The organism is Mesorhizobium sp. B2-1-1 (assembly GCF_006442975.2).
GTDB lineage: Bacteria > Pseudomonadota > Alphaproteobacteria > Rhizobiales > Rhizobiaceae > Mesorhizobium.
On the sequence record NZ_CP083954.1, the window covers coordinates 3,659,468 to 3,684,344 of the forward strand.

Genomic DNA, 24,877 nt, shown 5'->3' on the forward strand with positions numbered 1-24,877 from the left:
TTGCGTTCTACTTTTCCAGCCTCGCCAGCAGTGAGGATGTGTCCCAGCGCCTGCCGCCCATCGCCTGGACGTCCTTATAGAACTGGTCGACGAGCGCCGTCACGGGCAGTCTGGCCCCGTTGCGGTCGGCTTCATCAAGGCAGATGCCGAGATCCTTGCGCATCCAGTCGACCGCGAAGCCGAAGTCGTATTTGCCTGCATTCATCGTCTTGTGCCGGTTCTCCATCTGCCACGAGCCCGCTGCGCCCTTGGAGATCACATCGATGACCTTCTCGATGTCGAGCCCGGCTTTCCTGCCGAAATGGATGCCTTCGGACAGTCCCTGCACCAGCCCGGCGATGCAGATTTGGTTGATCATCTTGGTGAGCTGGCCGGCGCCTGCCGGTCCCATAAGCCCGACCATCCGGGCATAGGCGTCGATGACGGGCCTGGCTTTGTCGAAGGCTGCCTGGTCGCCGCCGACCATGACGGTCAGAATGCCGTTTTCGGCGCCGGCCTGGCCGCCGGAGACCGGCGCGTCCAGGAACGAGAAGCCGCGCTCCTGTGCGGTCTCGGCCAATTCGCGCGCGACCTCGGCCGATGCCGTGGTGTTGTCGATGTAGACGGCGCCCTTTTTCATGGCCTGAAAGGCACCGTCCTTTGCCGTCGTCACCGAACGCAGATCGTCGTCATTGCCCACGCACGAGAAAACAAAGTCCTTGCCTTCGGCAGCCTGCGCCGGCGTCAGGGCGAGAGCGCCGCCGTGCTGGGCGACCCATTGCTCCGCCTTTGCCCCGGTGCGGTTGTAGACGGTGACGTCATGGCCGCCCTTGTTCTTCAGATGCGCGGCCATGGGGTAGCCCATGACGCCAAGACCGAGAAATGCCACCGATGCCATGGCTTGTTCCTTCCGACGGGAGCAAAGATTGCAGTTGCGGAAGGTCTAGGCCATGCGGCGGATTCGTCAAGGCGCGCGCCGCGCCATCGACTGGCACAGATCAGGTAGGCTTACCGTTTCAGGTGAATGGTGATCCGGCGCTCGATCCATTCGACCCCGTGGCGCAGGATCTCGACCATCACCAGATAAACGATCGCCACCCAGACATAGGCCTGGAAGTCGAAGGACTTGGCGTAGGCGAGTTTCGCATTGCCCATCAGGTCGTAGACGGTGATGATGGCGACGATCGCGGAGGCCTTGATCATCAGAACGAGTTCATTGCCGTAGGGTCGCAAGGCCACGATGATCGCCTGGGGCAGAATGACCTTGCGCAGCGTCTGTAACTTGTGCAGGCCGAGCGAAGCGGCGCCTTCCCACTGGCCCCTTGGAACGCTCTCAATGGCGCCGCGCAGGATTTCGGCCTGATAGGCGGCCGTGTTAAGCGCAAAGGCGAACACGCCGCAGTTGAAGGCATCGCGGAAGAACCACCATAGCCCGACCGACTCGAGCTGCACGCGGAAAGAACCGACCCCGTAATAGACCAGATAGACCTGGACGAGCAGCGGTGTGCCGCGGAAGAAATAGACGTAGCAATAGGCAGGCCACGACAGCAACCGGTTGTTCGACATGCGGCCATAGGTGACGGGCAGCGACAGGATGGCGCCGGCCACCATCGACACCGCCACCAGCGACAGGGTGGTTCCAAGTCCCTGCAGATAGGCCGGCGCATATCGTGCGAAGAACTCGCCGTTCCACGCGGAGACCAGATAGGCCAGTATACCGAAGCCGAAGAGGATCCAGAGGCCGACGAGTGCGTATCCCACGATACGGGCACGCGGCCAGCCGCGCGCCGGCGGCGGCGGCCGATCGACGGCAATGGTGTCGGTGACGCTCATCGCGCTTCCCTCTGTCCGAGCGACCGCAAGATGAAGCCGGTGGCGATCGAAGACAGGATTGCCAGGATGAGAAAGACCAGCGCCGCGACGCTGTAGAACAGGAACGAATGTTTGGTGACGCGCGCCGCGACGCCCGCATTGCGCAAGGTCTCGGCGAGGTTGACGACCGAGACCAGGGCTGTGTCCTTGAGCAGGCTGAGCCAGCAATTCTCGAGACCGGGGAAGGCGATGCGCAGCAATTGAGGCAGGATCACCTTGCGCATGGTCAGCCACTTCGACAGACCGATCGCATAGCCGCCCTCATACTGGCCCTTCGGAATGGCGCGAAAGGCCGAAAGGAATACCTCGCTGGCATAGGAAGAGAAGATCAGCGAGAGCACGATCATGCCGGCGATGAAGCTGTCGACATCGATCGTCGCCTCGGGCCTGAAGAAGCGGATGATGTATTGCAGCAGGATGGGCATGCCGAAGAAGAACAGGAAGAGCGTCACCAGCTCCGGAAGGCCGCGAAACATGGTGGTGTAAATGTTCGCGGCCAGCCGCAGCGAAGGCTCTTCGGATTGCTTTGCCCAGGCAATGAAAAAGCCGATCGTCAGGCCGATCGGAAGCGTGGCGAGCGCCAGCGCGATGGTGACCACCGCGCCATAGGCGATATCGTCAAGCCAGCCATTGGGTCCCCAACTGAGAAGTGTCCATATGCTTTGGGCTGGCATCGAGTGGTGTTATCTCCAGAGCTCCCAGATCGGGTAAGGCGGCAGGGAGACCCTGCCGCCCTTGGAGGTGATTATCAGGACTCGGCGCCGTAGACGTCGAACTTGAAGTACTTGTCGTTGATTTCCTTGTATTTTCCGTTGGCCCTGATGGCGTCGATGGCGGAATTCAGCTTGTTGACCAGATCGGTCTCGCCCTTGCGCACCGCAATGCCCGCGCCAGGTCCGAAAATCTCGACCGGCTGCGGCGAGGGCTGGCCGAGGATCTTGCAGCAGGCACCGTCAGGCGAATCCAGCCACTGCTGCAGCACCACGATATCATCCTCGATGGCGTCGAGGCGGCCGTTGGCCAGATCCGCCTGTTCCTCGGGGCTGCTCGGATAACCCTTGATCGTGCTGTCGGTGTAGGTCTTCGAGGCATAGTTGAAATGGGTCGTCGTGGTGGCCACGCCGATACTCTTGCCGGCGAGGTCCTCCTTGGTCACGCCCTTCAGCGTCGAATCCTTCGGCACGGCGAGCGCCGAGGGCGTGTTGTAGTATTTGTGAGTGAAGTCGACCTTCTCGGCACGCTCCGGCGTGATCGACATTGATGCCACGATGGCGTCGAACTTGCCCGCCTGCAGCGCCGGGATGATGCCGTCCCAATCCTGGGCAACGAAGGTGCACTTGACCTTCATCTCATCGCAGAGCGCCTGGGCGATGTCGATGTCGAAACCGACGAGCTTGCCATCGGAAGTCAGGTTGTTGAAGGGCGGGTAGGCGCCCTCGGTGCCGATCCTCAGGGTCTTTTCCTGGGCCTGGGCTACGCCGAGCGTCAGCAGCGCGGCCGAAGCGGCGAGCGCGATACGCAGTGCAATACGCATAATGATCCTCTCTTTATGGTCCCGGCCGTCGTTCCGAAACGGCTCTGTGGGGGCGGTGCTTTTGACCGCCCGCTGGCCCGATACTCCCACTCTTTCCAAGAAAAAAGCAACTGCAAAACCACGAAAATCGGCAATGTCCTTCTGCCGTTACGTTACTTCTCAAGCAACGAGGCCGGTCGCGCGCTCGACGAAGTCGGCTATCGATTTCACGTCGTCGAGATCGAACACCGGCAGGCTTTTGTCCTCGATGGCGAAGTCGGCCGCAATGGCAACGATCCCGGGGTCACCCGCCGAAAGCGGCGTCCGGTCCTTCGCCTCCAGGCGCCGGGTTTCGATCTTGCGGTGGGCTTCGCGCTTGTAGCCTTCGACCAGCACGATGTCGGACGGCGCAAGCCGCGACAGGATCGCTTCCAGCGCCGGCTCATCCTCGCCGCGCAATTCGTGCATCAGCGCCCAGCGATTGGCGGAGACGATGGCGACTTCCATGGCTCCTGCCTGCCGGTGGCGAAAGCTGTCCGCGCCCGGCTTGTCGATGTCGAAATCATGATGGGCGTGCTTTACGGTCGAAACCGTCCAGCCGCGCCCAACGAGTTCCGCGACCAGTTTCTCAGTCAGGGTCGTCTTGCCGGAGTTCTTCCAGCCGGTGATGCCGAAGAGGCGCTTGTTCATCTCAGATGCTCTGCAGCAACCGCGCCGCCTTGGCAAGATCGTCGGGCATGTTGATGTTGATCGGCCGCCGTGGCCAGCCGCTTTCGAGCCGCAGCAAGGTCTTGTCGCCGCCGCCCCTGCGTCTGGATTGAACGCCGGCCAGCATCAATCCCGCAATATCTCTCACCATCATCGAGCCCGTGCGCCTTCGCGAAAATTCCCCGCGAGCCTCTTATATGCCGTCCGGGGCCATGGCAGGACCAGTGCTTTCCGCGACGATCCTGCGCCGGCCGACGACGCGCTCACGATAAAGCGCGTAAAGGCCGGAGCCCACGATTGTGCTGGCGCCGATGATCATTGTCATGTCGGGGACATCGCCGAAGACCAGCAGGCCGAGCACAATGGACCAGAGCAGCGCCGTATAGCGGAACGGCGCTATGAAGGAAATCTCGCCCGAGCGCATCGCCATGATGATGAATTGATAGCCGATGAGCACCAGCACCGCTGCGAGCGCCAGCAGCGCAGTGGCTTTTCCCGTCATCGGTGTCCAGCCGCCCATCGGCGACAGCAGCAGCGCGCCGACCATGGTCATGGCCAATGCCGTTGCGGTGGAGACGAGCAGCGTGGGGATAGCCTGCGGAATCCGCTTGGTGGCGAGGTCGCGCACTGCGCAGCAGGCGACGCTGGCCAGCGCCACGAGCGAAAACATGCTGAACCCCTCGAAGCCCGGGCGCACCACGACCAGCACGCCGGCAAATCCAACGGCGATCGCCAGCCAGCGGCGCCAGCCGACCGCCTCGCCCAAGACAAGGGCCGCGCCCATTGTCACGGCCAGCGGCAGTGCCTGCAGGACGGCCGAGACGCTGGCGATCGGCAAATGGGCAAGCGCGACCAGGAAGGTCACCGTCGCGCCGGCCTCGGCAAGGACGCGCAGTGCCACCAGCGGCTGCAGCATCGAGCGCGGACGGACCAGCGCGCCGCGCTGCCAGGCAAGCAGGCCGACGAAGAGCGAGGCAAATGCGCCTCTGATCAGCATGACCTGCGCCATGTTCATCGACTGCGACGAATATTTGGTGATGGCGTCATTGAGGGTGAAGCCGGCCATCGCCACCACCATGAACAACGCACCGCGAAGATTGGGAGAAAGGGGCAAGATCTCTACCGGTTCTGCTTTGAAAAAAGCCTGTAGCAGCCGGGACCGAAACAGCAACGACAAAGGGCTGGGCCACGGCCTTGATCGCGGCCCAGAATTTCAACCGCGGATGGCCGGCCTTACTTCTTCGGCGTCAGCACCTCGGTGCCGCTGCCGTTTTTGCCGGCGATCGTCCAGAGGCCGTGCAGCGAGCCGTCGTCATCCATCTTGTAGACGACAAGGCCGATCTCCTTGCCCAGGACATAGCCGGCCGAGAAGGCGTTGTCGTTGCGCATGCAGATGCCGTCCGAGGACGAGCCGCCGGTTTCCCAATGGATCGTGCAGGTCGTGCCGCTTGTCAGCGTGATGGTTGCTTCGCCGCCATAGGCCGAACCATCGAAATTGGTGCCGGCGACATCGTAAGTGCCGCCGATGGATTGCGCCGCCGCCGGCATGGCGGCGAGGCCGAGCAAGGCAACAGAAAAGATGAACTTGCGCATAATGTTTTCCCCCACGGAGCGAAAGCCGCTACCGGATGGAAGGCTAGGCGCGAAAACGGCTGGGGTAAATCAGGCGGCATCCGCCGGTGGGGATTTATTGCGGCATGGCCGCAATAGTCACGGTTCCTCAAGACTGGCGGCGATGGCGCCGACCAGCGGGTCGTATTTCGACTTCACGGCCGGCGGATATTCGATCCAGACGGTGCGGATGACGCCGTTCTTGCCGAACAGGCGGCGCTCATAAAAGATGTTCCCGGCCTTCAGTCCCGAAAGCACGGCCCAGTTCTTTCCCGTCCTGCTGTAGGTAACCTTGTAACCCGCCTCCATGCTGGCTTTCTCGGCCTCGACGAAGCGCTTCGGCGTGTCGTCGTCGATATTCAGGATGCCGGAACAGATCAGGCTGGCGCCGTCGGGCGCGAGCCATTGCTGGCCGTCGCCATTGTCCGGTTCGGGCTGGCGGTCGGTGAAAACATCATCGGGAAAGGTGCAGACCGTGCCGAATCGCTCGTTGGTGTAGGTGAAAGGAGCGGCAGCCGACGGGATTGCCGCGATCGCCGCAACGAATGCCAATACCGAGCGCGCGCACTTCATTCCATTCCTCCAGCAGTCAGCCGGAAGCGATCCTGCACCAGATCCGTGGGAAAATCAGCCGCCGGTGACGCTCATATGCCGCGACACGGAGGGGCGGCTGGTGCGGCGGTCGATGATGAAATCATGCCCCTTCGGCTTGCGCCCGATCGCCTCGTCGATCGCCGCGCCGACCAGATCGTTGCCTTCGGACGCGCGCAACGGTTCCCTGAGATCGGCGGCATCCTCCTGGCCGAGGCACATAAAGAGCGTGCCGGTGCAGGTCAGCCGGACGCGGTTGCAGCTCTCGCAAAAATTATGGGTCATCGGCGTGATGAAGCCGAGCCGGCCACCGGTTTCCGCGACATGGACATAGCGGGCCGGACCGCCGGTCTTGAACGGGACGTCTGTCAGCGTGAACTGGCGCTCCAGCGAGGCGCGCAGCAGCGACAGCGGCAGGTACTGGTCGGTGCGGTCGGCGTCGATCTCGCCCATCGGCATGGTTTCGATGACGGTCAGGTCCATGCCGCGGCCATGCGCCCAGCGCATCATCTCAGGCAATTCGGCGTCGTTGAAATCCTTCAGCGCCACGGCGTTGAGCTTTATCTTCAGCCCCGCCGCCTGCGCCGCATCGATGCCGGCCATGACCTTGCCGAGATGGCCCCAGCGGGTGATTGCGTGGAACTTGTCGGCATCAAGCGTGTCGAGCGAAACATTGATGCGCTTGACGCCGCAATCGGCGAGCTCGGCAGCAAAACGCGAAAGCTGCGAGCCGTTGGTGGTCAGCGTCAGTTCTTCCAGCGCGCCGCTTTCGAGATGACGCGACAGCTGGCGGACCAGGTGCATGATGTTCTTGCGCACCAGCGGCTCGCCGCCGGTGAGACGCAATTTGCCCACGCCTTTTGCGATGAAGACGCTGCACAGCCGGTCGAGTTCCTCGAGCGACAGCAGGTCCTTCTTGGGCAGGAAAGCCATGTCCTCGGCCATGCAATAGGTGCAGCGGAAATCGCAGCGGTCGGTGACCGACACGCGCAGGTAGCTGATCGTGCGGCCGAAAGGATCGATCATGTCCATGCGTGAAGCGTTTCCCGTGGCTGTGAACGACGGCGTTATATATCGCTATGTGATACGATCCGGCCTGTCGTTCAAGATAGCCGCTCTCGATCTTTGGTAACATTCCCCGACCGACACCGGATGTCGGCTGTCTGGTACGGGCTTTTCCAATCCGGCGAAGCGGCGTAGGGAAGGGTGGTTCGAAACGGAAAAACACCATGACGGCGCCGAAGGAACTGCGGGTCTCCAAAGACCGCAAACTGCTCTCCGTGACCTTTCCCGGCCACCAGCCATTCGAGCTGCCGGCCGAGCTGCTGCGCGTCGCCTCGCCGTCGGCCGAGGTGCAGGGCCATTCGCCGGACCAGCGGGTGACCGTTCCCGGCAAACGCGATGTCGCCATCCTCAAAATTGAACCGGTCGGCAACTACGCGGTGCGCATCACCTTCGACGATTTCCACGACACCGGGATCTTCACCTGGAATTACCTGCGCACGCTAGGCCACGAGAAGGACGCGCGCTGGAACGCCTACCTTGCCGAGCTTGCGCAAAAGGGTCTCAGCCGCGACCGTTAGCCGGCGGGCGTCGTCAAGATGTCATGGAGCGGGAGTAGGGGCGGCGGATCGGAAGACGAGACAATGTCCATCATAACCACAGTCGAACAGCTTGAAACGCTCTATGGCCTGCCCGGCGAAGCCTCGGTGGTCAAGGAACTCGACCACGTCATTCCCGAATACGCCGCCTTCATCGAGGCCTCGCCCTTCGTCGCGCTGGCGACCAGCGGGCCGGAAGGGCTGGATTGCTCGCCGCGCGGCGATCTCGCCGGCTTCGTGCGCATTGTCGATCCGAAAACCCTGATGATGCCGGACCGGCGCGGCAACAACCGCGCCGATTCGCTGAAGAACATTATTCGCGATCCCCGCGTCGGGCTGCTGTTCCTGGTGCCGGGCTCCGGCACGACGCTGCGCATCAACGGCCGCGCGCACATCACCACGGATGCCGCGCTTTGCGCGTCGTTCACGGTCGACGGCAGGCCGGCACGCTCGGTGACCGTCATCGATGTCGATACGGTCTATTTCCAATGCGCCCGCGCCATCGTGCGGTCGGAACTGTGGAACCCGGAAAGGCATGTCGATCCGAAGTCCCTGCCGACGCCAGGAAAGATCCTGGAGATCACCAGCCGCAGGAACATCGACGGCGAAACCTATGACAAGGAATGGCCGGAGCGGGCAAAAAAGACGATGTGGTGATCCGCCGGACCGCAATGGCGGTCAGGCGTCCTTCAACACCTCGTGGATCTTGCGCATCTGCTCGCCGATCATGTCGCACTGCTCCGGCGTCGACTGGCTCATCGCTTTCTCGATCAGCGCCATGTGCACCTTCAGCGCCTGCATCAGCAGCGCCTCGCCGGCTTCGGTGAGGGCCAGCCGCAGGATGCGCTTGTCCTTCTCGTCGCCTTCGCGGCGCAGCAGGCCGCGAGCCTCGAGCTGCGGCAACAGCATGGTGATGTTGGAGCGGCCGACGAGCAGCTTGCGGGCGAGATCGTGCTGCGACATGCCGGGATGGCGGTAGAGATTCATCAAAACATCGAGCTGCGCGGGTTTCAGATCGAGCGGAGCGAGCTTCACGGCAAGCGTGCGCTCCAGCACATGGCAGGCGCGCGCAACCGCGACCCAGTTGCGAAACCGCGGGTTGTCCCAGGGCAGCTCTTGTTTATTGTTCATCTTTGAACTATTATGTTCATGCTTGAACGTATGGATGGATTCCCACTATGGCATCATTCGGACTGAAGGTCATCCGGGGTGTATTCGGGGCCGCCGAACATGTCGCCCCCCGCCTCACCGGGCGCGCCGCATTCGAGCTGTTCTGCCGTACGCCGAACGCCAGGGTGCTGAGCGAGGGCGAACGCCGTGCCGTCGACCGCGCGGCAGATTTCATGGCCGAAGCGCGGCATCACCGGCTGAAAGCCGGGTCCGGCTGCGTCATGGTGCATGAATTCCGTCCGGAGCCAGGCAGGGCGTCCGCCGGAACGGTTCTCGTCGTTCATGGGTGGCGCTCGCGCACCGAATATATGCGCATGCTGATCGAGGGCTACCGCGCCGCCGGCTACAGGGTCGTCTCGCTCGACCTTCCCGGCCACGGCCAATCGCATGGCCGGCGGTTGAACATGGTCAATGCCGTGGATGCGGTGCGAATCGCGGGCGAATGGTTCGGCCCGTTCGCGGCGGTGGTCGGTCATTCCTTCGGCGGCGCCGTCGCCGCCAATGCAATCGCCGGATCGATCAGGAACATTGCGCCGCTGGCGGCCGGGCGCCTGGTGCTGATCGCCGCGCCCAGTTCACTGCCGGCCATCTTCGCCGACTTCAGCCGCATGCTCAATGTCGGTCCGCGCTCGCAGGCCGCCATGGCGGACCGTGTCGAATATCTTTCCGGCCGGCCGCTGCACGAATTCACCGGCGATCGGCAGCTTGCCCAGGCGCCGGTGCCGACGTTGGTCATCCACGCACCCGACGATCGCGAAGTCTCGGCCGATCATGCCTGGCGTTATGCCGGCGCCGGTGACCATGTGTTGCTCCACTGGGCCGAAGGGCTCGGCCATCGCCGCATCCTGGCGGACAAGGGCGTGGTGGAACGCGCCGTCAGCTTCGTGGCCGCGCAACGGGAGCCGTCGCTGCTCCATTGAACCGCAATCAGGGCTGTTTCTTCTTCTCGCCGGGTTCCACCGGCAGTCCGGCCGCCTTCCAGGCGGTGTAGCCGCCAAGGATATGCTTGACCCGCGACAGCCCCATGTCCTGCGCGGTCTTGGTGGCGAGCGCCGAACGCCAGCCGCCGGCGCAGAAGAACACGAAGCTCTTTCCCGAAGCGAAGAACGGCTTGTGATAAGGGCTCTCGGGATCGATCCAGAATTCCAGCATGCCACGGGTGACATGTTTGGCGCCGGGAATCCTGCCGTCGCGTTCAATCTCGCGAGGATCTCGCAGGTCGACAAAGATGGTGCCTTCGTCCTCGATCAGGGCTGCCGCTTCCTCGGGCGAAAGCACTTCGATCTCGGCATTCGCCTCATCCAGCAGTTCGCGATAACCCTTTTTCACCGTCCGATCCTCCCGGCCCGTTTAGACTGGCGCTCCGTCCGTTCGGATTTCGAGCACAACGCCCGGCGTTTGTCATCCCGCGTCGGTACCGGCTATCATCTTCCAGGCGGCCATTGCCCCCTCCACGGTTGCCAGCAGGGCCGCATGCGAAGCACCGTCGCGCGCCTGGATCGACATGCCGTGTTGAACCGTCGCGAAAAAGGTCGCGGCGGCTTCGCAGTCGAAACTCCTCGGCAATTCGCCCTCGGCCACGCCACGCTCCAACCGCCTCTGCAAGGCTGCGTGGTTTTCGGCGCGCCGACGGCGCAGGTCGTTGCAGATGGCGCCGCGCGAGCTGTCCTGATGCAACGCGCCGAGCGTGACCAGGCATCCTTGCGGGCGGTCGGTCTGCGAATAGGCCTTGGCGGTCTGACGCAGGAAAGCCTCGATCGCCTCACGTGCCGTTGGCGCCTCGTCCAGCGCGGTCCAGATGTCCGTGCCTTCGGCCTGCGTGTAAAACTCGGTCGCCTCGAGGAAGAGCGCTTCCTTGCTGCCGAAGGCGGCGTAGAGACTTGGCGAATTGATGCCCATCGCCCCGGTCAGGTCGCTTATCGACGTGCCTTCATAACCCTTGGCCCAAAACACCTCCATCGCGCGCCGTAAGGCGGCGGTTCTGTCGAAGGTGCGGGGGCGTCCTCGTTCCGGCATGATCTCTTTCTGTGCTGATCGATACATAAATCAGTTGACGGGGCCGAACAAGCCTGACATCTATTTCTGTATCGATCATTACAGAAAGGAGAAATCGATGTCACCGAATCGTTTGAGCGGCAAGGCCGCGCTCGTCACCGGCGGCAGCCGCGGCATCGGCGCAGCGATCGCTCGCAAGCTGGCGGCAGACGGCGCCAGCGTGGCACTGACCTATGTCAATGGCGAGGAGCAGGCCCGTGCGGTGGTCGGCGAGATCGAGGCCAATGGCGGACGCGCCATCGCCATCAAGGCCGACAACCGCGACGCCGCGGCGGTCGCGAGGGCGGTCGACGATGTTGCTTCTGCCTTCGGACGGCTCGACATATTGGTCAACAGCGCGGGCATCTGGCGCGCCGCGCCCATCGACACCCTGTCGCTCGCCGACTTCGATGAAACCATGGAGGTCAACCTGAGAGCGCCGTTCGTCGCCTCCAAGGCCGCGGTGGCACATATGGGCGAGGGCGGCAGGATTATCTCCATCGGCAGCAATCTGGCGGAGCGTGTGACCGACACAAGCCTCAGTGCCTATTCCGCGAGCAAGGCGGCGCTGGTCGGACTAACCAAAGCCCTGGCACGCGACCTCGGTGCGCGCGGCATTACCGCCAATATCGTCCATCCGGGCTCGACGGACACCGACATGAATCCGGCAAGCGGTCCGCATGCCGAGCATCAGCGGGAAAAAATGGCCACACCGCGTTTCGGCGACGCCGATGAGGTCGCCGGCATGGTCGCCTGGCTCGCCGGTCCCGAGGGGCGCTTCGTGACCGGCGCCGCGCTGACCATCGATGGCGGCGCCAACGCCTGACGTCGCCCGCCCGCTTCGACGGCCGGAGCGGATTGTGTCCGCTCCGGCCGTCACGATGTTGTGAAACCGTTCTGCCACAGCTGCCCCAAAATTTATGAAAGCTTAACGAAATCGGTATGAATCGGTATAGTCGCGTCTTACATCCGCCATGCGGTGGGCAAGACGCACGAGCGTGCGGAACGGAGCCGGTTGCGGCTGGAGCGGGTGACCATGAAATTGCCGGGAAACAAAGCTACCGCGTTGCCGCTTGCAGCGCTCGTGGCGACGCTGGCCCTGGGAACGCCGCAAGCAGGCGCGCAGGGGCTTTTCGACATGCTTTTCGGCGGCGGCGTAAGGCACGAGCCGCGAGGTGAGTTTCCTCCTCCGCCACCAAGGCGCAAGCCGAACCCCAACGTATCCGCCGGCGGTGGTGGCGGCGGCAGCGTGAAGATCAGCAGCCCTTCCTACTACACCTACAAAGCCGACAAGCTCGTGCGCGTCGACTTCTCGGCGCTTACGGCAGCGCCGCAGCCGGCGACGCCGCAGGACGCCGCCTTCGTGCCCTCAGCCACCGGCAACGCCTTTCGCGAGGCAATCGCCGGACTGAGCGACTACGAGCTCTATGCGGAGCCGGATATCGCCAAGGCGCTGATCGCCTATTATTCGGCCAATCCGGATTTCATCTGGGTGACCGGAGCCAACGCCAACAGCCGCGCACAGGACGCGGTGCGGGTGCTTGGCGAGGCGGCGAGCTACGGCCTGGCACCGTCCGACTACACGGTCGACGTGCCGACCGCCGCTGCGTCGACTGGTGACGCCGCTGCACGTTTGAAGGAGTTCGTGCGCTTCGAAATGGCGCTGTCGGCTCGCGTGCTTCGCTATGTCCATGATGCCCAAAGCGGCCGCGTCGAACCCAACCGCATGACCGGCTACTATGATTTCCCCGCCAAGCCGCTCGACATGGAAGGCGTTTTGAAGACGCTGGCGCACACCCAGGAAGTGCGCACCTATCTCGAATCGCGGCATCCGCAGAACCCGGAGTACCAGGCGCTGCGCGTCGAGTTGGAGTCGCTGCAAGCGAGCGCCGAAAACGAGATCGTCGTCGATCCCAAGCTGTTGCTGAAGCCGGGCGAAGCCAGTCCCGAGCTTCCCAAGCTGCTGAGCCTGATCGCGCGCAATCTCGACGACGAGATGGGCGGCGCCTACGGCGAAGTGCTGTCGCGGCTCGCCACCAGCGACGTCTACCTCCCTGAGCTGGTCCCGGTCATCAAGGCGGTGCAGCAAAAAGCAGGCATGAAGGGCGACGGCGTCATCGGACCGCGCACCGTCGCGTCGCTGGCCGGAACGTCCAAGGCCGACCGGCTGCTCAAGGTACAGGTGGCGCTGGAAGAACTGCGCTGGCTGCCATCCGACCTCAGCAGCCCGCGTGTGTTCATCAACCAGCCGGCCTTCACGGCGAGCTACATCGACAATGGCGAGGAAAAGCTGAAAACCCGTGCGGTCATCGGCAGGACCACCAACCAGACCGCCTTCTTCTACGACCAGATCAAGCAGGTCGACTTCCATCCTTATTGGGGGGTGCCGCAGTCGATCATCGTCAACGAAATGCTGCCGAGATTGCGCAGCGATCCGGGTTATCTCGACCGGGCCGGCTATGAGGTGACCGATTCGCGCGGCAAGCGCATTCCGTCCTCGGCGGTCAACTGGGGCGGCTATGGCGCGAACATCCCCTACAGCGTGCGCCAACTCCCGAGCGAGGCCAATGCGCTGGGCGAATTGAAGATCCTGTTCCCCAACAAGCACGCCATCTACATGCATGACACACCGCAGAAGTCGTTCTTCCAGCGCGATATGCGCGCGCTCAGCCATGGTTGCGTGCGGCTGCAGGATCCGCGGGGCATGGCGGCTGCGGTGCTGGGCACCTCGGTCGACGATATCGCCGAGAAGCTGAAGCACGGCCATTCGACCGAGAGCGTGACGCGCACAATCCCGGTCTACGTCGCCTATTTCACTGCATGGCCCGACATGTCCGGCAAGGTCGAATACTTCAACGACGTCTACGACCGGGACACGCGGTTGAAGCAGGCCCTGGACGCCACCGAAGCGGCACGCTCGCCGTCGAGCTGAGAATTCAGCGGGCCGAGAGCGGTCGCCGGAAACCGGAGTCGCGCCCTGCGATCAGCCAGTAGACAAGCCCGGCGACCAGGCCGGCAGCGGCGATGATGCCTATATCGGCCCAGCGCTCCGACGCCATGTCCTCGAGCGCGCTCGGCCAGATCAGGGCAAAGCCGCCGACCGCCGCCGCACCGCCGAAGAGCATGTGTAGCCAGAAGCCGCGCAACGAGAAGCATTCGACGATCAATGCGAACACCAATGTCTGCACCCCGGTCAGCACGATCGTCAGGAAATAGATGAACATGCCGAGCGGCGGCACCACCAGCGCCGCGATCGGCGAGACGCCCATGAGGTCGAAATACCGGGGCGCATTGGGTAGGGAGCTCAGCACGGCATAGATCGCGACAACGGCGATCAGGCCGACCAGCACGGCGACGAGATAGCCGGCAAGCACCATCAAGATACGTTTCAACACATGCCTGGCCGTCGCCATGCATACCCCCCGTGAAGCTCCGCTGTAATCAGCCATCAAAGGTGCATTGGCGCAAGGGCGGGCACATCTCACGCCGCAGGCTCGGCATTTTCAGATGGGACCGGTGATCATTGCCGGGAGGGATCGTAGAACGGGTTGCCCGTCCCGCAGGTTTCCCCTGACGAAGCTATCTGGGTTCGGCTGTCACCGGATCATAGGTGATTTCGACCTTCGCCTTGTCGGCGGTGTAGTAGGTGACGGTATAGGCGCCATCATCCCAGTCGACCTCCTTGACATAGCGGAAGCCATCGCGCTGCTCGACCTTGGCGATGATGTCGGACAATTTCTTGGCATTGGGCGGCGGCAGCGGTTTTTCGTCGGCCGCCAGAACCGGGCCGGAGCCGAGAAGAACGGCGACGCTTGTCGCCACGAGAAATCTGGTCATGGTTTTCCCTCAAGTTTCGACAGGGGGGAAACTCAGTGATGGGGAGGTTTGTTCCCCAGGCGGGATGGATGGCCAGGCTATGCATCGGCTTTGTGACTGCCCTCGAGCAATTCCCGATTTTCTTGCAATCAACCCCGCCGGCTTTGTCCCGGCGCTACAAGACGGCGAATGATCATGGTCGAATCGATCGCGATTCTCGAATACCTGCTCGCCCGCACGGGCCGAGCCCGCTCGCCGTCGCCCCACATGATCCGGCTTTCGTCGCCTACCTGCAATTTTTCGGAGGGCTTCTCAACCCCCACGCGTCAGGCTGACCGCTTAAGCTCTGCCACCTGCACACCCAGCCGGAACGCCTGACCGTCGGCGTATGAGCGCGCATAGCTTTCGGCTGAGAATGGGACGGTGGTGGTGACGCCATTGACGGTCACGCGAACCGACCACGACTTTTCCCTGACGATTTCAACGGCGTGTTCTGCCATGTTCTCCCCCGAGAATCTGACGTTGAGGAAGCTACCATAGCGTCGCCCAACTGATTTGCATACAAACAAACCGACAGATGGTGACGGAAACCCAAAATCAATAAGGGCGAGGCGCCAAGCTGTTTGGCCTACGCGCCAGTAGCTTTTTTGGACAAAGTGGAGGGGCCTAGTCATCCAACAAATCAGTTTAGTTGGATGGTGGGCGATGCAGGGATTGAACCTGCGACCCCACCCGTGTGAAGGGTGTGCTCTCCCGCTGAGCTAATCGCCCGCTCGTTGCCCGAAGGCCAAGCGAGCCGCGATATAAGGGAGGGCGGTGCGGGAAGTCAAGGCGGTGTCCGGCGTTCTCACAAGGGGCAATCGCTTCAGGTTTCGTCATACTCTTTCAAGCGCCGGCGCCGCCCCTCACCTGCCTGCCGGCATCCTCTCCCCGTATAGACGGGGAGAGGGGGCTGTGTCGCCGTTTTCGCCAATTTTTAACGTTGCAATGGAGGCGCCAGCGTTCCGGCCAGACCCTTCTCCTCGTCTCTGTGCGGGGAGAAATGCCCGGCAGGGCGATGAGGGGCGGCGCCGACTTCGATCATTAGAGGCATCCGCCGCAAACAGGAAACTGTCATTGAACCTGTCCCGGCCGCCCGCTATCCGTTCAATGTTGCGCCGCGGCGATCAGCCGCTCAGCTAGGTCCAGCGTCAGCGCGTCGAAATGCGAGATTACCGCCGAGGGCTCGAACTCGCGCACGTGGCGGTCGGTGTAGCCGAAGTCGACGGCCACCACTGGGATGCCGGCGGCTTTCGCGGTGTCGATGTCGGTCTGCGAATCGCCGACCATCAAAGCGCGGTGCGGGTCGCCGCCGGCGCGCTTGATGGTTTCGGTGAGGTGGCGCGGATCGGGTTTGCGGAAGGCGAAGGTATCCTGTCCGGCAATCGCCGCGAAGTGTTTGGTCAGGCCGAGCGCCTCGATCAGCGCCAGCGAGTTGGCCTCGTATTTGTTGGTGCAGACGGCCAGGAGGTAGCCGGCCTTCTCGAAGCGGGCGATCGCCTCGAGGACGCCGGGGTAGGGGCGGGACTTGCCGGGAATGTTGAGGGTGTAGTGGTCGAGGAACAGTTTCAGCAGCCGGTCGTGTTCGGCGACATCGAGCGACCGTTGCTGCGCGGCGTGCGCCCGTTCGATCATCACGCGGCCGCCATGGCCGACGAAGCGCCTGAAGCCGGCTTCGTCGACGGCCGCGAGCGCGCTGGCGGCAAGGCTGTGGTTCAGGCTGTCGAGCAAATCCGGTGCTGTGTCGATCAGCGTACCGTCGAGGTCAAACACGATGATCGGGCGGGTCATGATCCATCCTGGGCAGTTTATGCAATGGGCAGGCGATAAAGGCTGCGGCGCGTCAAGGCAAGCGCCGGGCAGGCTCGTTCAGGCAAGCAAGCTCCCCGGACCGGGCATTCGCGACGAACCGCCAGCCATGAAAAAACCCGCCAGTGCGGCGGGTCCCGGCGCAAATCTGCACCATAGGCAAATATGTAGCATAACTGCCTTCACCCAGTCAATGGCATATAAGAAAAAATTCCTATGAACGTTACTCGCGCATCGCTCGCTGGCCGCGCGGGCACACCATTGACGGGAGGCCGAACGTCATCAACCTACGCCGCTGCAAGGGCTTTGACCGGACCGGCAAAAATGGTAGGAGCCGCAAACACCAGGTTCCGGGGCGGTAAAAGCGGCATGGATGCAAGACAGTTGAAGGTCGAAGCCGCGCGGGCGGCCCTTGCCCATGTCACCGACGGCATGCGGCTCGGCATCGGCACCGGCACCACCGCCGACGAGTTCGTGCGGCTGCTTGCCGACAAGGTGGCCACGGGCCTGACCATCATCGGCGTGCCAACGTCCGAGCGCACCGCCTCGCTGTGCCGCGAACTTGGCGTGCCGCTGTCGACGCTGGAAGAGACGCCGGAACTCGATCTCACCGTGGACGGCGCCGACGAAGTCGACCCCGCGCTGACGCTGATCAAGGGCGGCGGCGGCGCATTGCTGCGCGAGAAGATCGTCGCGGCGGCTTCCGCTCGCATGATCGTCATCGCCGACCGGTCCAAGATGGTCGAGACGCTCGGCCGTTTCCCATTGCCCATCGAGGTCAACCCATTCGGTCTGCGCGCAACCGAAATCGCGATCGGCAAGGCGGCTGCAAGGCTCGGCCTTTCCGGTCCGGTTACATTGAGGATGACGGGCGGCCAGGCTTTTGTTACAGACGGCGGCCACTTTATCCTCGATGCATCTTTTGGCCGCATTCCGGATACAAGAGCGCTATCGAATGCTCTCCACGCCATTCCCGGCGTGGTCGAGCACGGTCTTTTCATCGGGCTGGCGTCAGCGGCCATCATCGCCGGGGGCGATGGCATCCAAACCGTCCATGCCGCCTGAAAACAGGGAGTTCTATCGACCATGATGTTGCATAACCGGGTTCGCCGCTTTTCCGTCCTTCTGGCGGCATCGGCCGTTTTGGCCTTCTCTTCGCCAGCGTTCTCGCAGGACGTCACGGAAGCGCACCTGAAGGCGGCGCGTGCCGCGGTCACCGCGATCCATGCGACCGACCCGTTCGACAACATCCTGCCGCAAGCCGCCGCCGCCCTCGAATCGCAGCTCATCCAGAAGAACCCTGACATGCAGGAGCTGATCGCCAAGACGATCAGCGAGAAGGCCCTGGCGCTGGCCTCGCGCCGGGCCGACCTGGAGAAGGAAGCAGCCCTTGCCTATGCGAAGGTGTTTTCCGAACAGGAACTCAACGACATCGCGACCTTCTACAATTCGGACTCCGGCAAGAAGCTCCTCGAGAGCGGCCCGGCCGTGACGCGCGACCTGGTGAAAGCGGCCGATATCTGGCAGAACGGGCTTGCTCGTGACCTCGCCCAGCAGGTCGGCGAAACGTTGGCCGCGGCGGCCAAGGCGAAAGCGCCGGCAGCGCCTGCCGATGCGGCTGCGCCTGCGAATGGCGCCGCCCCCGCCGACGGGTCGGCCCCTGCCGACGACACGCAGAACTGATCCTGCCATTTCAAACGGCCCTGCGGCCATCTGTGAAGCCCGGCTCGTCCGGGCTTTTCTTTTTATGCTTTGCGGCCTACCTGTCACTCACATTTTCCGAAGCTCAAGGAGCCGCGCAATGGCCGGTTACGACTACGATCTTTTCGTTATCGGCGGCGGTTCGGGCGGGGTGAGGGCGGCGCGCGTCGCCGCAGCGCTCGGCAAGCGCGTCGGCATCGCCGAGGAATATCGCTTCGGCGGCACCTGCGTCATCAGAGGCTGCGTACCGAAGAAGCTCTATGTCTATGCTTCGCAATTTCCCGAGCATTTCGCCGATGCCGCCGGCTATGGCTGGACGGTGCCGGAAGCCAGTTTCGACTGGCCCACGCTGGTCGCCAACAAGGACCGCGAGATCAGCCGTCTGGAGGCGATCTACAAGAGGAACGTCGAGGGCGCCGGCGGCGAGGCCTTTCACACGCGCGCCATGATCGTCGACCCGCATGTGGTGCATCTTCTGGACGAGGACCGTACCGTCACCGCCGACCAGATCCTGATCGCCACCGGCGGCCGTCCGGCGCCGCACCCGGCACTGCCCGGCCACGAATACTGCATCTTCTCCAACGAGGCCTTCGACCTCGAGCAGTTGCCCAAGTCGATCATGATCGAAGGCGGCGGCTATATCGCGGTCGAATTCGCCAACATCTTCCATGGCCTGGGCGTCGACACCACGCTGGTCTATCGCGGCAAGGAGATCCTCAGTCGCTTCGATATGGACCTGCGGCGCATGCTGCACGAAACGATGGAGAAGAAGGGGATCAAGATCCTTTGCCATGCCGTCTCGGAATGGATCCGCAAACGGCCGGACGGCCGGCTCGACGCGTTGCTCACCGGCGGCCAGACGCTGACGGTCGACCAGGTGATGCTCGCCATCGGCCGCATCCCCAACACCGAGAATATGGGACTGGAAGGCATCGGCATCGAGATGACCGCGACCGGCGCGATCCAGGTCGACGCGTACTCCCGCACCAACATCGAAAACATCTGGGCGATCGGCGACGTCACCAATCGCGTGCAACTGACGCCGGTGGCGATCCACGAGGCGATGTGCTTCGTCGAGACCGCCTTCAAGGGCAACCCGACCGCGCCCGACCACGACACGATCGCCACCGCCGTGTTCTCGCAGCCGGAGATCGGCACGGTCGGCCTGTCGGAAGACGAGGCGGTCAAGCGCTTCCCCGACATCGAGATCTATCGCGCGGCATTCCGTCCGATGCGGCACACCTTGTCCGGCCGCGACGAAAAAATGCTGATGAAGCTGGTGGTCGATGGCGCGTCTAAGAAGGTACTCGGCGCGCACATATTGGGGCCGGATGCCGGCGAGATGGCGCAGCTTCTCGCCATTCCGCTGAAGGCCGGGCTGGTCAAGGATGATTTCGACCGCACCATGGCCGTGCATCCGACGGCCGCGGAAGAGCTTGTGACCATGTACAAGCCGACTTACCGAGTGAAGGATGGCGAGCGCGTAGACTGACGGACAAACGCGCCGCGGCAAGGTGCTTGCCGCGACGCAGCTAGGAGAGCTGCTACAGCAACGTGCCGCGCAGGATCACCTGCGCCACCGAGAAATAGATGACAAGCCCGGTGACATCGACCAGCGTGGCGACAAATGGCGCCGACGCGCTGGCCGGGTCGAAGCCGATGCGTTTCAAGGCGAACGGCAACATCGAGCCCGACAGCGAGCCGAAGGTGACGATGCCGACCAATGCCGCTCCGACCGTCGCGGCGATCAACGGCCAGTGCGGGCCGTAGTCGTAGAAGTCGAAATACTGCCAGAGCGCGATGCGGCAGATGCCGACGACGCCGAGTATCGCCCCGAGCAGGAGGCCGGTGGGCAATTCGCGCAACGCCACCCGCCACCAGTCGCGCAGGCCGATCTCGCGCAACGCCAGCGCGCGTATGACCAGCGAGGTCGCCTGCGAGCCGGAATTGCCGCCGGAACTCATGATCAGCGGAATGAAGAGCGTCAGCACGATCGCTTTTTCCAGCTCGCTCTCGTAGCTCTGCATCGCGTTGGCCGTCAGCATCTCGCTGATGAACAGCGCGCACAGCCAGCCGGCGCGCTTCTGGATCATGGCGAGGAAGCTCATCTTCATGTAGGGCTCGTCGAGAGCCTCCATGCCGCCGAAGCGATGCACGTCCTCCGTCGTCTCCTCGATCATCGTGTCGATGATGTCGTCGATGGTGACGATGCCGAGGATCTTGCCGTGATCGACGACGGGAACGGCGAGCAGATCGTATTTGGAAATCGTCTGCGCCAGGGTTTCGCGATCGGTCAAAGGCGTGACGGTCACCGGCACGCGGTCCGGCGCCACCGACAGGATCGAATCGTCAGGCTCGCCGGTGATGAGCCGGCGCAGACCGGTCGAGCGCATGAGCAGATGCGTCTGGGGATCGACGATGTAGATGGCGTAGACGGTTTCGCGCGTCCGCTCGACCTTGCGGATGTAGTCGAGCGTGCGGCCGACGGTCCAGTCCGAGGGCACGCTGACGAACTCCGTCGTCATGATCGAAGCGGCACTGCCTTCGGGGTAACCGAGAATCGAGAGCAGGGTTGCGCGCAGCGGCGGCGCCAGCACGCCGAGCAGCTCGGAACGGGCGGGTTCGTCAAGATCGCGCAGGATGTCGGCAGCGCGATCGACCGACATGGCGGTAAGCAGCTTGCCCGCCTTGGCGCGAGGCAAGGCCTCCGCCAGCTCTGGCGCGCCCTCGAGCTCCGGCTGGTCGAAGATATCGACCAGCCGTTCGAACGGCACTTCGCAAAGCAGCTCGGTCGCCGTTTCGCGCGACTCGCGGTTGAGCGCTTCGACCACGTCTGCGACATGGTCGTTTGCAAGGATGCGGGCGATGGCGACGGCCTCGTCGTCCGCTACGGGGGAAAAATCGTTCATGGTTCACTCCTTGCCGTCCGGCAAGACGTGAACCGTCGAGGTCACGTCAGGGCGGACGGCGGTTGCGTTCGACTGTGACTGTCGCCAGGCATGGCGCGGTGACCTTTCCGCTCGCGGGTTCGAGTTTGATGTCTGCGAGCGGGCGCAACATAGGAGCTCGCCTTGCCCTGTCAATCGAAGTGATCGAGGAAAATGCGGGCAACATGCCCCAGTCGCGAGACTGTGATCGCTGAAGCGTATCGCGCCGAAACGGTAAAATGGCTGGACGGCCTATGCCGCGGCGAGTCCGGCTACTTCTGCTTCAGCCGGCGCGGAAAACGCAGCCATTTGTCGTCGACCGGCCTTGGCACCGGCCCTGGCTGTGCGAGAATGGTGGTGAGCTCGGGAGGCAGGCTCGGCACCAGCGGCTTCTTGGTGGCGACGCCGTCCGCGATCGCGACGATCGAGTGGTAGAACTCGGCGCCGGTGACCGATCGCGGCGCCACCGCTTCATGCATGACGCTGATCACCGTTACATCGGGGCAGTTGTCCTTGATCGCCTGGTGGAAGGCAACCTTGCCCTCCGGATCGAGTGCGCCGGTCGCCTCGTCCAGGAATAGTAGCCCGGGTTGATGGAGCACGATGCGGGCCACCACCAGCTTCTGTTTCTGACCGCCGGACAGGACCTGATCCCAGCTTTTGCCTTCGCGGCTTTCGTCGCCCATATTCTCGATGAAGTCGCCCAGACCCGCCTTGTGCAGCGCGGACGCGACCTGCGCGTCGCCATGGTCGTGCTCGGAGCCCGGCAGGCAGACCAGCTGCTTCAGGGTCACCTGCTGCAGCTTGACCTCCTGGGCTGCATAGAAACTCTTCACCCCTTCGGGGAAGACGATGGTGCCGCGGCCGTAGGGCCACAGGCCGTTGATGGCCTTGATCAGCGAGGTCTTGCCGCAGCCGGATTCGCCTTTCAGGAAGGTCCATTCGCCGCGCCGGAAGCGCAGGTTCGCCGCTACGAGGAAAGGCGTTGCGTCCTCGCCCTGATGCGCCAGTTCAAGCTTCTGGATGGTCAAGCCGAAAACCGGGTTCTGGCTGGCGTAGCGGAAGTCGGAACGGCCGCTCTGGCTGTAGAATTCCTGGGGGTGCTGAACGTTCTCGATCGCATTGGCCAACTCGGTGACACGCTGGCTGTTGGCGCGCAGGGTGGCGATGGCGGGCATGACATGGATGAACCACGAACATTGGCCGATCAGCGAATTGACCAGTTCGGAGCCGGTTATGTAGCCCTTCAGGTCGAAGCCGTTGTGGATGAACGGCACAAGGCCCGGTCCATAGGCGACAATGCGGGCGCCGATGAAATTGTAGATCAGCTCGAACGACATGTAGACGGTGTTGACGATGTTGAGCCGCGTCCATGTGCCGTCAATATCGCCATAGAGGCGGCCATGCATGGTCCTCTGCACGCCTTCGCCGCGCGAGGCCGCGACATGGAAGCTGCGGCGCAGGAATGTCGTCAGCTCGCCACGGTAACTGCCTTCGGCCTGCTGCATCCTGACATTGAGACGCTCGAGCATGCCACCGAGCTTTACCGCGATCCAAGTGTTGAGCGGCACATAGATGGCGACGGCAAGGAGGGCGAGGATGGCGCTGCCATAGCTGCCGAGGAATTCGAGCCCCTTTACCTCGACGGAGGTCTCGAGCAGCTTCTGGCCGACGAAATAGAGCGAGGTGGCGACACCCAGCACACCCATGGCCAGCCCGATGGCGCCGCCCGTCATGTCCTTGATCGATTCCTGGACGCGCTGATCGATGTTGTCGGGGGCCGGCGCGCCATTGCCGGTCGAGGCATGCTGGGCGTGGAAATGGGTGTGGTTGCCGTCCAGCAGCGCCTCGTTGAAACGGCTGTCGAGCCAACCGCGCCATTTGCGGTGCAAGGTTGCTGAGACGAGATTGCGGATGCCCGTGAAGCCGGCGTCCTTGAGCACGACCAGCAGCACCAAAATACCGGCATTGGCCAAAAGCGTCTGGAGAGGGGTGGTGTTGGCGGCGTCGTGGAAGAAGGCGATCGAGTTGACCAGTTCCCCGGATGCTTCTGCGAACCAGACGCCGGCCTTGCTGGACAGAGCGGTGAGCAGCGCGATCACCAGCGTCAGCGTCCAGGCCTCCTTCCACCGGTCCGAGACCCAGTAGGCCCGCATCAGGCCCCAGAAGCTGCGCATCGAGGAAACCGGGGTCAGAAGCGACCGCCTTGCGGCATCGCTGTGTAGTCCATCTGTTCCTGACAGTTGCGGTGGTCTGTCGACCCGAATCACAATCCCGCCCAAACCTTTTTTGTATTGTTACGGATGGTAACACCAATTGATCATTTTCCATTAATTTTTATAGGGGGGCAGCGGGATTGAGGTGGATGCCGTGGCTGCAGGGCAACAGGTTGGGCTTCCCGAGCGTCGCGCCAAAGCCGACGAAAAGCCGGTTTAAGCTAGTGATGTCAGGTAATTACGCGGCATCAGAGCGCGACGTTTCTACCTTCCCCTAGGGAAGGCGTTCGCACGAATTTGTGACCCGCTTGGGCTGCCCGGCAAGCCGGCTTTTCATTGCAGGCTAATCAAAATTCCGGAAAACACGTCGCCCTGGACGCCTGATTCCTCGCCGGCATGTCCCCGCCGGAAGTCCGGAAATGACCTGAGACGCTGGGCAAGCCAGCGATCGACCGGACCGGCGGCATCAAGGCAGGCCGCGACGCCGGCAAAGCCGATGATCGCGGAACCCACCGGGGCCAGGCGTTGCCTCACGCCCGGGGAGGGCTGCTTGAAAATCCTGCGTTGAAGATCGGGTTCAGTCGACTTTTTCCAGTTCGCCACGCGCCTTGGCGGCGGCTACCTGGCGGATGGCGTCGGCGAGCGTGTCGACGTCCTGCGCGCCCATCACCGCGTATTTGCCCTCCAGCAGGAAGCATGGCACGCCTGATATGCCCATGCGCGACGCGGTGGCGATCTCGGTGCGAACCGCCTCGACATCGGCATCGGTCGGCAAGAGCGTCTCGACAACGGATGCGTCCATTCCGGTCTCGCGCGCCGCCTCGACCAGCACGGCGTGATCGCCGATGTTGGCGCCTTCTTCGAAGTTCAGCTGGAACAGGCGGCGCACCAGCCGGTTCTGCACGTCTTCGCCGGCCGCACCGGCCCAGCGAATGACGCGATGGGCATCAAGCGTGTTGGGCGCGACCTTGATGGCGCCGAAAGCGAAGGAAATGCCTTCGGCTTCACCGAGCGGCTCGATACGGGCGTGGATCTGGCGAATGTGTTCGTCGCTGCCGAATTTGGCCAGCATATACTCGCGGCGATCCTTGCCTTCCGGCGGAATGGTCGGATCGAGCTGGAACGGCCGCCAGCGTATATGCACATCCACCTCGCCGGCGGCGGCGACCGCCTTATCCAGCCGCTTCTGGCCGATGAAGCACCATGGGCACACGACGTCGGACACCACGTCTATGGTGATCGTATTCGCTTGGCTCATCTCGATCTCCTGAACGTTCGGGCGCCGTGCAC

General features: G+C 63.1%; 28 protein-coding genes, 1 tRNA gene and 1 pseudogene. 8 read left to right on the forward strand and 22 right to left on the reverse strand.

The window, feature by feature from the left end; genetic code table 11:
- Positions 1 to 7: 7 nt before the first annotated feature.
- The 10 genes and pseudogenes from FJ972_RS17880 to moaA all read right to left on the reverse strand — a co-directional run bounded on the left by FJ972_RS17880 (position 8) and on the right by moaA (position 7,306).
- Positions 8 to 877, reverse strand: a complete 870-nt coding sequence (locus tag FJ972_RS17880; RefSeq protein ID WP_140498634.1) for an NAD(P)-dependent oxidoreductase — start codon at positions 875 to 877, stop codon at positions 8 to 10.
- A 110-nt stretch (positions 878 to 987) separates the two neighbouring features.
- Positions 988 to 1,812, reverse strand: a complete 825-nt coding sequence (locus FJ972_RS17885) for an ABC transporter permease (protein WP_140498633.1) — start codon at positions 1,810 to 1,812, stop codon at positions 988 to 990.
- Entirely contained in the window at positions 1,809 to 2,525 is a 717-nt protein-coding gene (locus tag FJ972_RS17890) for an ABC transporter permease (protein WP_140525212.1), read from the reverse strand. The genes FJ972_RS17885 and FJ972_RS17890 overlap by 4 nt, the downstream gene beginning before the upstream one ends.
- Before the next feature lie 74 nt (positions 2,526 to 2,599).
- Positions 2,600 to 3,385 carry an ABC transporter substrate-binding protein gene (locus FJ972_RS17895; protein ID WP_140498631.1) on the reverse strand — a complete coding sequence of 262 codons (786 nt, stop codon included), beginning with the start codon at positions 3,383 to 3,385 and terminating at the stop codon, positions 2,600 to 2,602.
- A gap of 159 nt (positions 3,386 to 3,544) precedes the next feature.
- Positions 3,545 to 4,054 (reverse strand): molybdopterin-guanine dinucleotide biosynthesis protein B, encoded by a 510-nt coding sequence (mobB, locus tag FJ972_RS17900; protein WP_140525211.1) that lies wholly within the window; start codon positions 4,052 to 4,054, stop codon positions 3,545 to 3,547.
- Between the two features lie 76 nt (positions 4,055 to 4,130).
- A pseudogene (locus FJ972_RS30270) lies at positions 4,131 to 4,223 on the reverse strand (molybdenum cofactor guanylyltransferase MobA); the annotation flags it as partial.
- A gap of 42 nt (positions 4,224 to 4,265) precedes the next feature.
- A complete protein-coding gene (locus FJ972_RS17910) occupies positions 4,266 to 5,186 on the reverse strand; it encodes a DMT family transporter (RefSeq protein WP_140498629.1) in 921 nt (306 codons plus the stop codon).
- 119 nt (positions 5,187 to 5,305) lie between these two features.
- Positions 5,306 to 5,665, reverse strand: coding sequence for a hypothetical protein (locus tag FJ972_RS17915; RefSeq protein ID WP_140525210.1), 360 nt, complete (start codon positions 5,663 to 5,665; stop codon positions 5,306 to 5,308).
- Positions 5,666 to 5,782: 117 nt separating this feature from the next.
- The gene (locus tag FJ972_RS17920; RefSeq protein ID WP_140525209.1) at positions 5,783 to 6,256 is read right to left on the reverse strand and encodes a hypothetical protein; all 474 of its coding nucleotides are present in this window, start codon (positions 6,254 to 6,256) and stop codon (positions 5,783 to 5,785) included.
- Between the two features lie 54 nt (positions 6,257 to 6,310).
- Positions 6,311 to 7,306, reverse strand: a complete 996-nt coding sequence (gene moaA / locus FJ972_RS17925) for a GTP 3',8-cyclase MoaA (protein WP_140525208.1) — start codon at positions 7,304 to 7,306, stop codon at positions 6,311 to 6,313.
- Positions 7,307 to 7,503: 197 nt separating this feature from the next.
- Here moaA and FJ972_RS17930 point away from each other — a divergent pair, with 197 nt between their 5' ends.
- Both FJ972_RS17930 and FJ972_RS17935 read left to right on the forward strand, forming a co-directional pair.
- Positions 7,504 to 7,857 (forward strand): gamma-butyrobetaine hydroxylase-like domain-containing protein, encoded by a 354-nt coding sequence (locus FJ972_RS17930; protein WP_140525207.1) that lies wholly within the window; start codon positions 7,504 to 7,506, stop codon positions 7,855 to 7,857.
- Positions 7,858 to 7,920: 63 nt separating this feature from the next.
- The gene (locus FJ972_RS17935) at positions 7,921 to 8,532 is read left to right on the forward strand and encodes a pyridoxamine 5'-phosphate oxidase family protein (protein ID WP_140525206.1); all 612 of its coding nucleotides are present in this window, start codon (positions 7,921 to 7,923) and stop codon (positions 8,530 to 8,532) included.
- Between the two features lie 21 nt (positions 8,533 to 8,553).
- On the opposite strand, the gene FJ972_RS17940 is transcribed toward FJ972_RS17935, so the two are convergent.
- Positions 8,554 to 9,006 carry a MarR family winged helix-turn-helix transcriptional regulator gene (locus FJ972_RS17940; protein WP_140515387.1) on the reverse strand — a complete coding sequence of 151 codons (453 nt, stop codon included), beginning with the start codon at positions 9,004 to 9,006 and terminating at the stop codon, positions 8,554 to 8,556.
- Between the two features lie 47 nt (positions 9,007 to 9,053).
- On the opposite strand from FJ972_RS17940, the gene FJ972_RS17945 reads away from it, so the two are divergent.
- Complete coding sequence (locus tag FJ972_RS17945) at positions 9,054 to 9,965, forward strand: alpha/beta hydrolase (protein WP_140525205.1); 912 nt, start codon at positions 9,054 to 9,056, stop codon at positions 9,963 to 9,965.
- Between the two features lie 7 nt (positions 9,966 to 9,972).
- Here the strand turns inward: FJ972_RS17945 and FJ972_RS17950 are convergent, their stop codons facing one another.
- Entirely contained in the window at positions 9,973 to 10,374 is a 402-nt protein-coding gene (locus tag FJ972_RS17950; protein WP_140498621.1) for a rhodanese-like domain-containing protein, read from the reverse strand.
- Positions 10,375 to 10,446: 72 nt separating this feature from the next.
- On the reverse strand, positions 10,447 to 11,061 hold the full coding sequence (locus FJ972_RS17955) for a TetR/AcrR family transcriptional regulator (protein ID WP_140525204.1): 615 nt from the start codon (positions 11,059 to 11,061) through the stop codon (positions 10,447 to 10,449).
- Between the two features lie 97 nt (positions 11,062 to 11,158).
- On the opposite strand from FJ972_RS17955, the gene FJ972_RS17960 reads away from it, so the two are divergent.
- Positions 11,159 to 11,905 (forward strand): SDR family oxidoreductase, encoded by a 747-nt coding sequence (locus FJ972_RS17960; protein WP_140525203.1) that lies wholly within the window; start codon positions 11,159 to 11,161, stop codon positions 11,903 to 11,905.
- A 210-nt stretch (positions 11,906 to 12,115) separates the two neighbouring features.
- A complete protein-coding gene (locus FJ972_RS17965; RefSeq protein WP_140525202.1) occupies positions 12,116 to 14,011 on the forward strand; it encodes a L,D-transpeptidase family protein in 1,896 nt (631 codons plus the stop codon).
- Between the two features lie 4 nt (positions 14,012 to 14,015).
- Here the strand turns inward: FJ972_RS17965 and FJ972_RS17970 are convergent, their stop codons facing one another.
- The 5 genes from FJ972_RS17970 to FJ972_RS17990 all read right to left on the reverse strand — a co-directional run bounded on the left by FJ972_RS17970 (position 14,016) and on the right by FJ972_RS17990 (position 16,725).
- On the reverse strand, positions 14,016 to 14,492 hold the full coding sequence (locus tag FJ972_RS17970) for a hypothetical protein (protein ID WP_140525201.1): 477 nt from the start codon (positions 14,490 to 14,492) through the stop codon (positions 14,016 to 14,018).
- A gap of 166 nt (positions 14,493 to 14,658) precedes the next feature.
- A complete protein-coding gene (locus FJ972_RS17975; RefSeq protein WP_140525200.1) occupies positions 14,659 to 14,916 on the reverse strand; it encodes a PepSY domain-containing protein in 258 nt (85 codons plus the stop codon).
- Between the two features lie 305 nt (positions 14,917 to 15,221).
- Positions 15,222 to 15,395 (reverse strand): hypothetical protein, encoded by a 174-nt coding sequence (locus tag FJ972_RS17980; RefSeq protein ID WP_181165341.1) that lies wholly within the window; start codon positions 15,393 to 15,395, stop codon positions 15,222 to 15,224.
- Between the two features lie 196 nt (positions 15,396 to 15,591).
- Positions 15,592 to 15,666: transfer RNA gene (locus tag FJ972_RS17985), tRNA-Val, on the reverse strand.
- 375 nt (positions 15,667 to 16,041) lie between these two features.
- Positions 16,042 to 16,725 (reverse strand): phosphoglycolate phosphatase, encoded by a 684-nt coding sequence (locus FJ972_RS17990; protein WP_140498617.1) that lies wholly within the window; start codon positions 16,723 to 16,725, stop codon positions 16,042 to 16,044.
- 387 nt (positions 16,726 to 17,112) lie between these two features.
- Here FJ972_RS17990 and rpiA point away from each other — a divergent pair, with 387 nt between their 5' ends.
- The 3 genes from rpiA to gor all read left to right on the forward strand — a co-directional run bounded on the left by rpiA (position 17,113) and on the right by gor (position 19,936).
- The gene (gene rpiA / locus FJ972_RS17995) at positions 17,113 to 17,808 is read left to right on the forward strand and encodes a ribose-5-phosphate isomerase RpiA (protein ID WP_140498616.1); all 696 of its coding nucleotides are present in this window, start codon (positions 17,113 to 17,115) and stop codon (positions 17,806 to 17,808) included.
- 21 nt (positions 17,809 to 17,829) lie between these two features.
- On the forward strand, positions 17,830 to 18,426 hold the full coding sequence (locus tag FJ972_RS18000) for a DUF2059 domain-containing protein (protein ID WP_140525199.1): 597 nt from the start codon (positions 17,830 to 17,832) through the stop codon (positions 18,424 to 18,426).
- Between the two features lie 118 nt (positions 18,427 to 18,544).
- Positions 18,545 to 19,936, forward strand: a complete 1,392-nt coding sequence (gene gor / locus FJ972_RS18005; protein WP_140525198.1) for a glutathione-disulfide reductase — start codon at positions 18,545 to 18,547, stop codon at positions 19,934 to 19,936.
- Between the two features lie 52 nt (positions 19,937 to 19,988).
- Here gor and mgtE read toward each other — a convergent pair whose 3' ends face one another.
- The 4 genes from mgtE to FJ972_RS18025 form a co-directional block, all read right to left on the reverse strand.
- A complete protein-coding gene (gene mgtE, locus FJ972_RS18010; protein WP_140525197.1) occupies positions 19,989 to 21,353 on the reverse strand; it encodes a magnesium transporter in 1,365 nt (454 codons plus the stop codon).
- Positions 21,354 to 21,643: 290 nt separating this feature from the next.
- Entirely contained in the window at positions 21,644 to 23,548 is a 1,905-nt protein-coding gene (locus FJ972_RS18015) for an ABC transporter ATP-binding protein/permease (RefSeq protein WP_181168624.1), read from the reverse strand.
- Positions 23,549 to 23,920: 372 nt separating this feature from the next.
- The gene (locus tag FJ972_RS18020; RefSeq protein ID WP_140498611.1) at positions 23,921 to 24,190 is read right to left on the reverse strand and encodes a hypothetical protein; all 270 of its coding nucleotides are present in this window, start codon (positions 24,188 to 24,190) and stop codon (positions 23,921 to 23,923) included.
- Complete coding sequence (locus FJ972_RS18025; protein WP_140498610.1) at positions 24,165 to 24,845, reverse strand: DsbA family oxidoreductase; 681 nt, start codon at positions 24,843 to 24,845, stop codon at positions 24,165 to 24,167. Before FJ972_RS18025 ends, FJ972_RS18020 begins: the two co-directional genes overlap by 26 nt.
- Positions 24,846 to 24,877 lie beyond the last annotated feature (32 nt).

Bases quoted from the DNA above. Each gene is read 5' to 3' on its own strand.
- gor (WP_140525198.1), top strand. From the start codon at position 18,545: ATGGCCGGTTACGACTACGATCTTTTCGTTATCGGCGGCGGTTCGGGC.
- FJ972_RS18015 (WP_181168624.1), bottom strand. From the start codon at position 23,548: ATGCGCAGCTTCTGGGGCCTGATGCGGGCCTACTGGGTCTCGGACCGG.
- rpiA (WP_140498616.1), top strand. From the start codon at position 17,113: ATGGATGCAAGACAGTTGAAGGTCGAAGCCGCGCGGGCGGCCCTTGCC.
- FJ972_RS17990 (WP_140498617.1), bottom strand. From the start codon at position 16,725: ATGACCCGCCCGATCATCGTGTTTGACCTCGACGGTACGCTGATCGAC.
- mobB (WP_140525211.1), bottom strand. From the start codon at position 4,054: ATGAACAAGCGCCTCTTCGGCATCACCGGCTGGAAGAACTCCGGCAAG.
- FJ972_RS17980 (WP_181165341.1), bottom strand. From the start codon at position 15,395: ATGGCAGAACACGCCGTTGAAATCGTCAGGGAAAAGTCGTGGTCGGTT.
- FJ972_RS17970 (WP_140525201.1), bottom strand. From the start codon at position 14,492: ATGGCGACGGCCAGGCATGTGTTGAAACGTATCTTGATGGTGCTTGCC.
- FJ972_RS17930 (WP_140525207.1), top strand. From the start codon at position 7,504: ATGACGGCGCCGAAGGAACTGCGGGTCTCCAAAGACCGCAAACTGCTC.
- FJ972_RS18025 (WP_140498610.1), bottom strand. From the start codon at position 24,845: ATGAGCCAAGCGAATACGATCACCATAGACGTGGTGTCCGACGTCGTG.
- FJ972_RS17885 (WP_140498633.1), bottom strand. From the start codon at position 1,812: ATGAGCGTCACCGACACCATTGCCGTCGATCGGCCGCCGCCGCCGGCG.
- FJ972_RS17895 (WP_140498631.1), bottom strand. From the start codon at position 3,385: ATGCGTATTGCACTGCGTATCGCGCTCGCCGCTTCGGCCGCGCTGCTG.
- moaA (WP_140525208.1), bottom strand. From the start codon at position 7,306: ATGGACATGATCGATCCTTTCGGCCGCACGATCAGCTACCTGCGCGTG.
- FJ972_RS17940 (WP_140515387.1), bottom strand. From the start codon at position 9,006: ATGAACAATAAACAAGAGCTGCCCTGGGACAACCCGCGGTTTCGCAAC.
- FJ972_RS17920 (WP_140525209.1), bottom strand. From the start codon at position 6,256: ATGAAGTGCGCGCGCTCGGTATTGGCATTCGTTGCGGCGATCGCGGCA.
- FJ972_RS17935 (WP_140525206.1), top strand. From the start codon at position 7,921: ATGTCCATCATAACCACAGTCGAACAGCTTGAAACGCTCTATGGCCTG.
- FJ972_RS17965 (WP_140525202.1), top strand. From the start codon at position 12,116: ATGAAATTGCCGGGAAACAAAGCTACCGCGTTGCCGCTTGCAGCGCTC.
- FJ972_RS17890 (WP_140525212.1), bottom strand. From the start codon at position 2,525: ATGCCAGCCCAAAGCATATGGACACTTCTCAGTTGGGGACCCAATGGC.
- FJ972_RS17945 (WP_140525205.1), top strand. From the start codon at position 9,054: ATGGCATCATTCGGACTGAAGGTCATCCGGGGTGTATTCGGGGCCGCC.
- FJ972_RS17960 (WP_140525203.1), top strand. From the start codon at position 11,159: ATGTCACCGAATCGTTTGAGCGGCAAGGCCGCGCTCGTCACCGGCGGC.
- FJ972_RS18000 (WP_140525199.1), top strand. From the start codon at position 17,830: ATGATGTTGCATAACCGGGTTCGCCGCTTTTCCGTCCTTCTGGCGGCA.
- FJ972_RS17975 (WP_140525200.1), bottom strand. From the start codon at position 14,916: ATGACCAGATTTCTCGTGGCGACAAGCGTCGCCGTTCTTCTCGGCTCC.
- FJ972_RS17915 (WP_140525210.1), bottom strand. From the start codon at position 5,665: ATGCGCAAGTTCATCTTTTCTGTTGCCTTGCTCGGCCTCGCCGCCATG.
- FJ972_RS17880 (WP_140498634.1), bottom strand. From the start codon at position 877: ATGGCATCGGTGGCATTTCTCGGTCTTGGCGTCATGGGCTACCCCATG.
- FJ972_RS17955 (WP_140525204.1), bottom strand. From the start codon at position 11,061: ATGCCGGAACGAGGACGCCCCCGCACCTTCGACAGAACCGCCGCCTTA.
- mgtE (WP_140525197.1), bottom strand. From the start codon at position 21,353: ATGAACGATTTTTCCCCCGTAGCGGACGACGAGGCCGTCGCCATCGCC.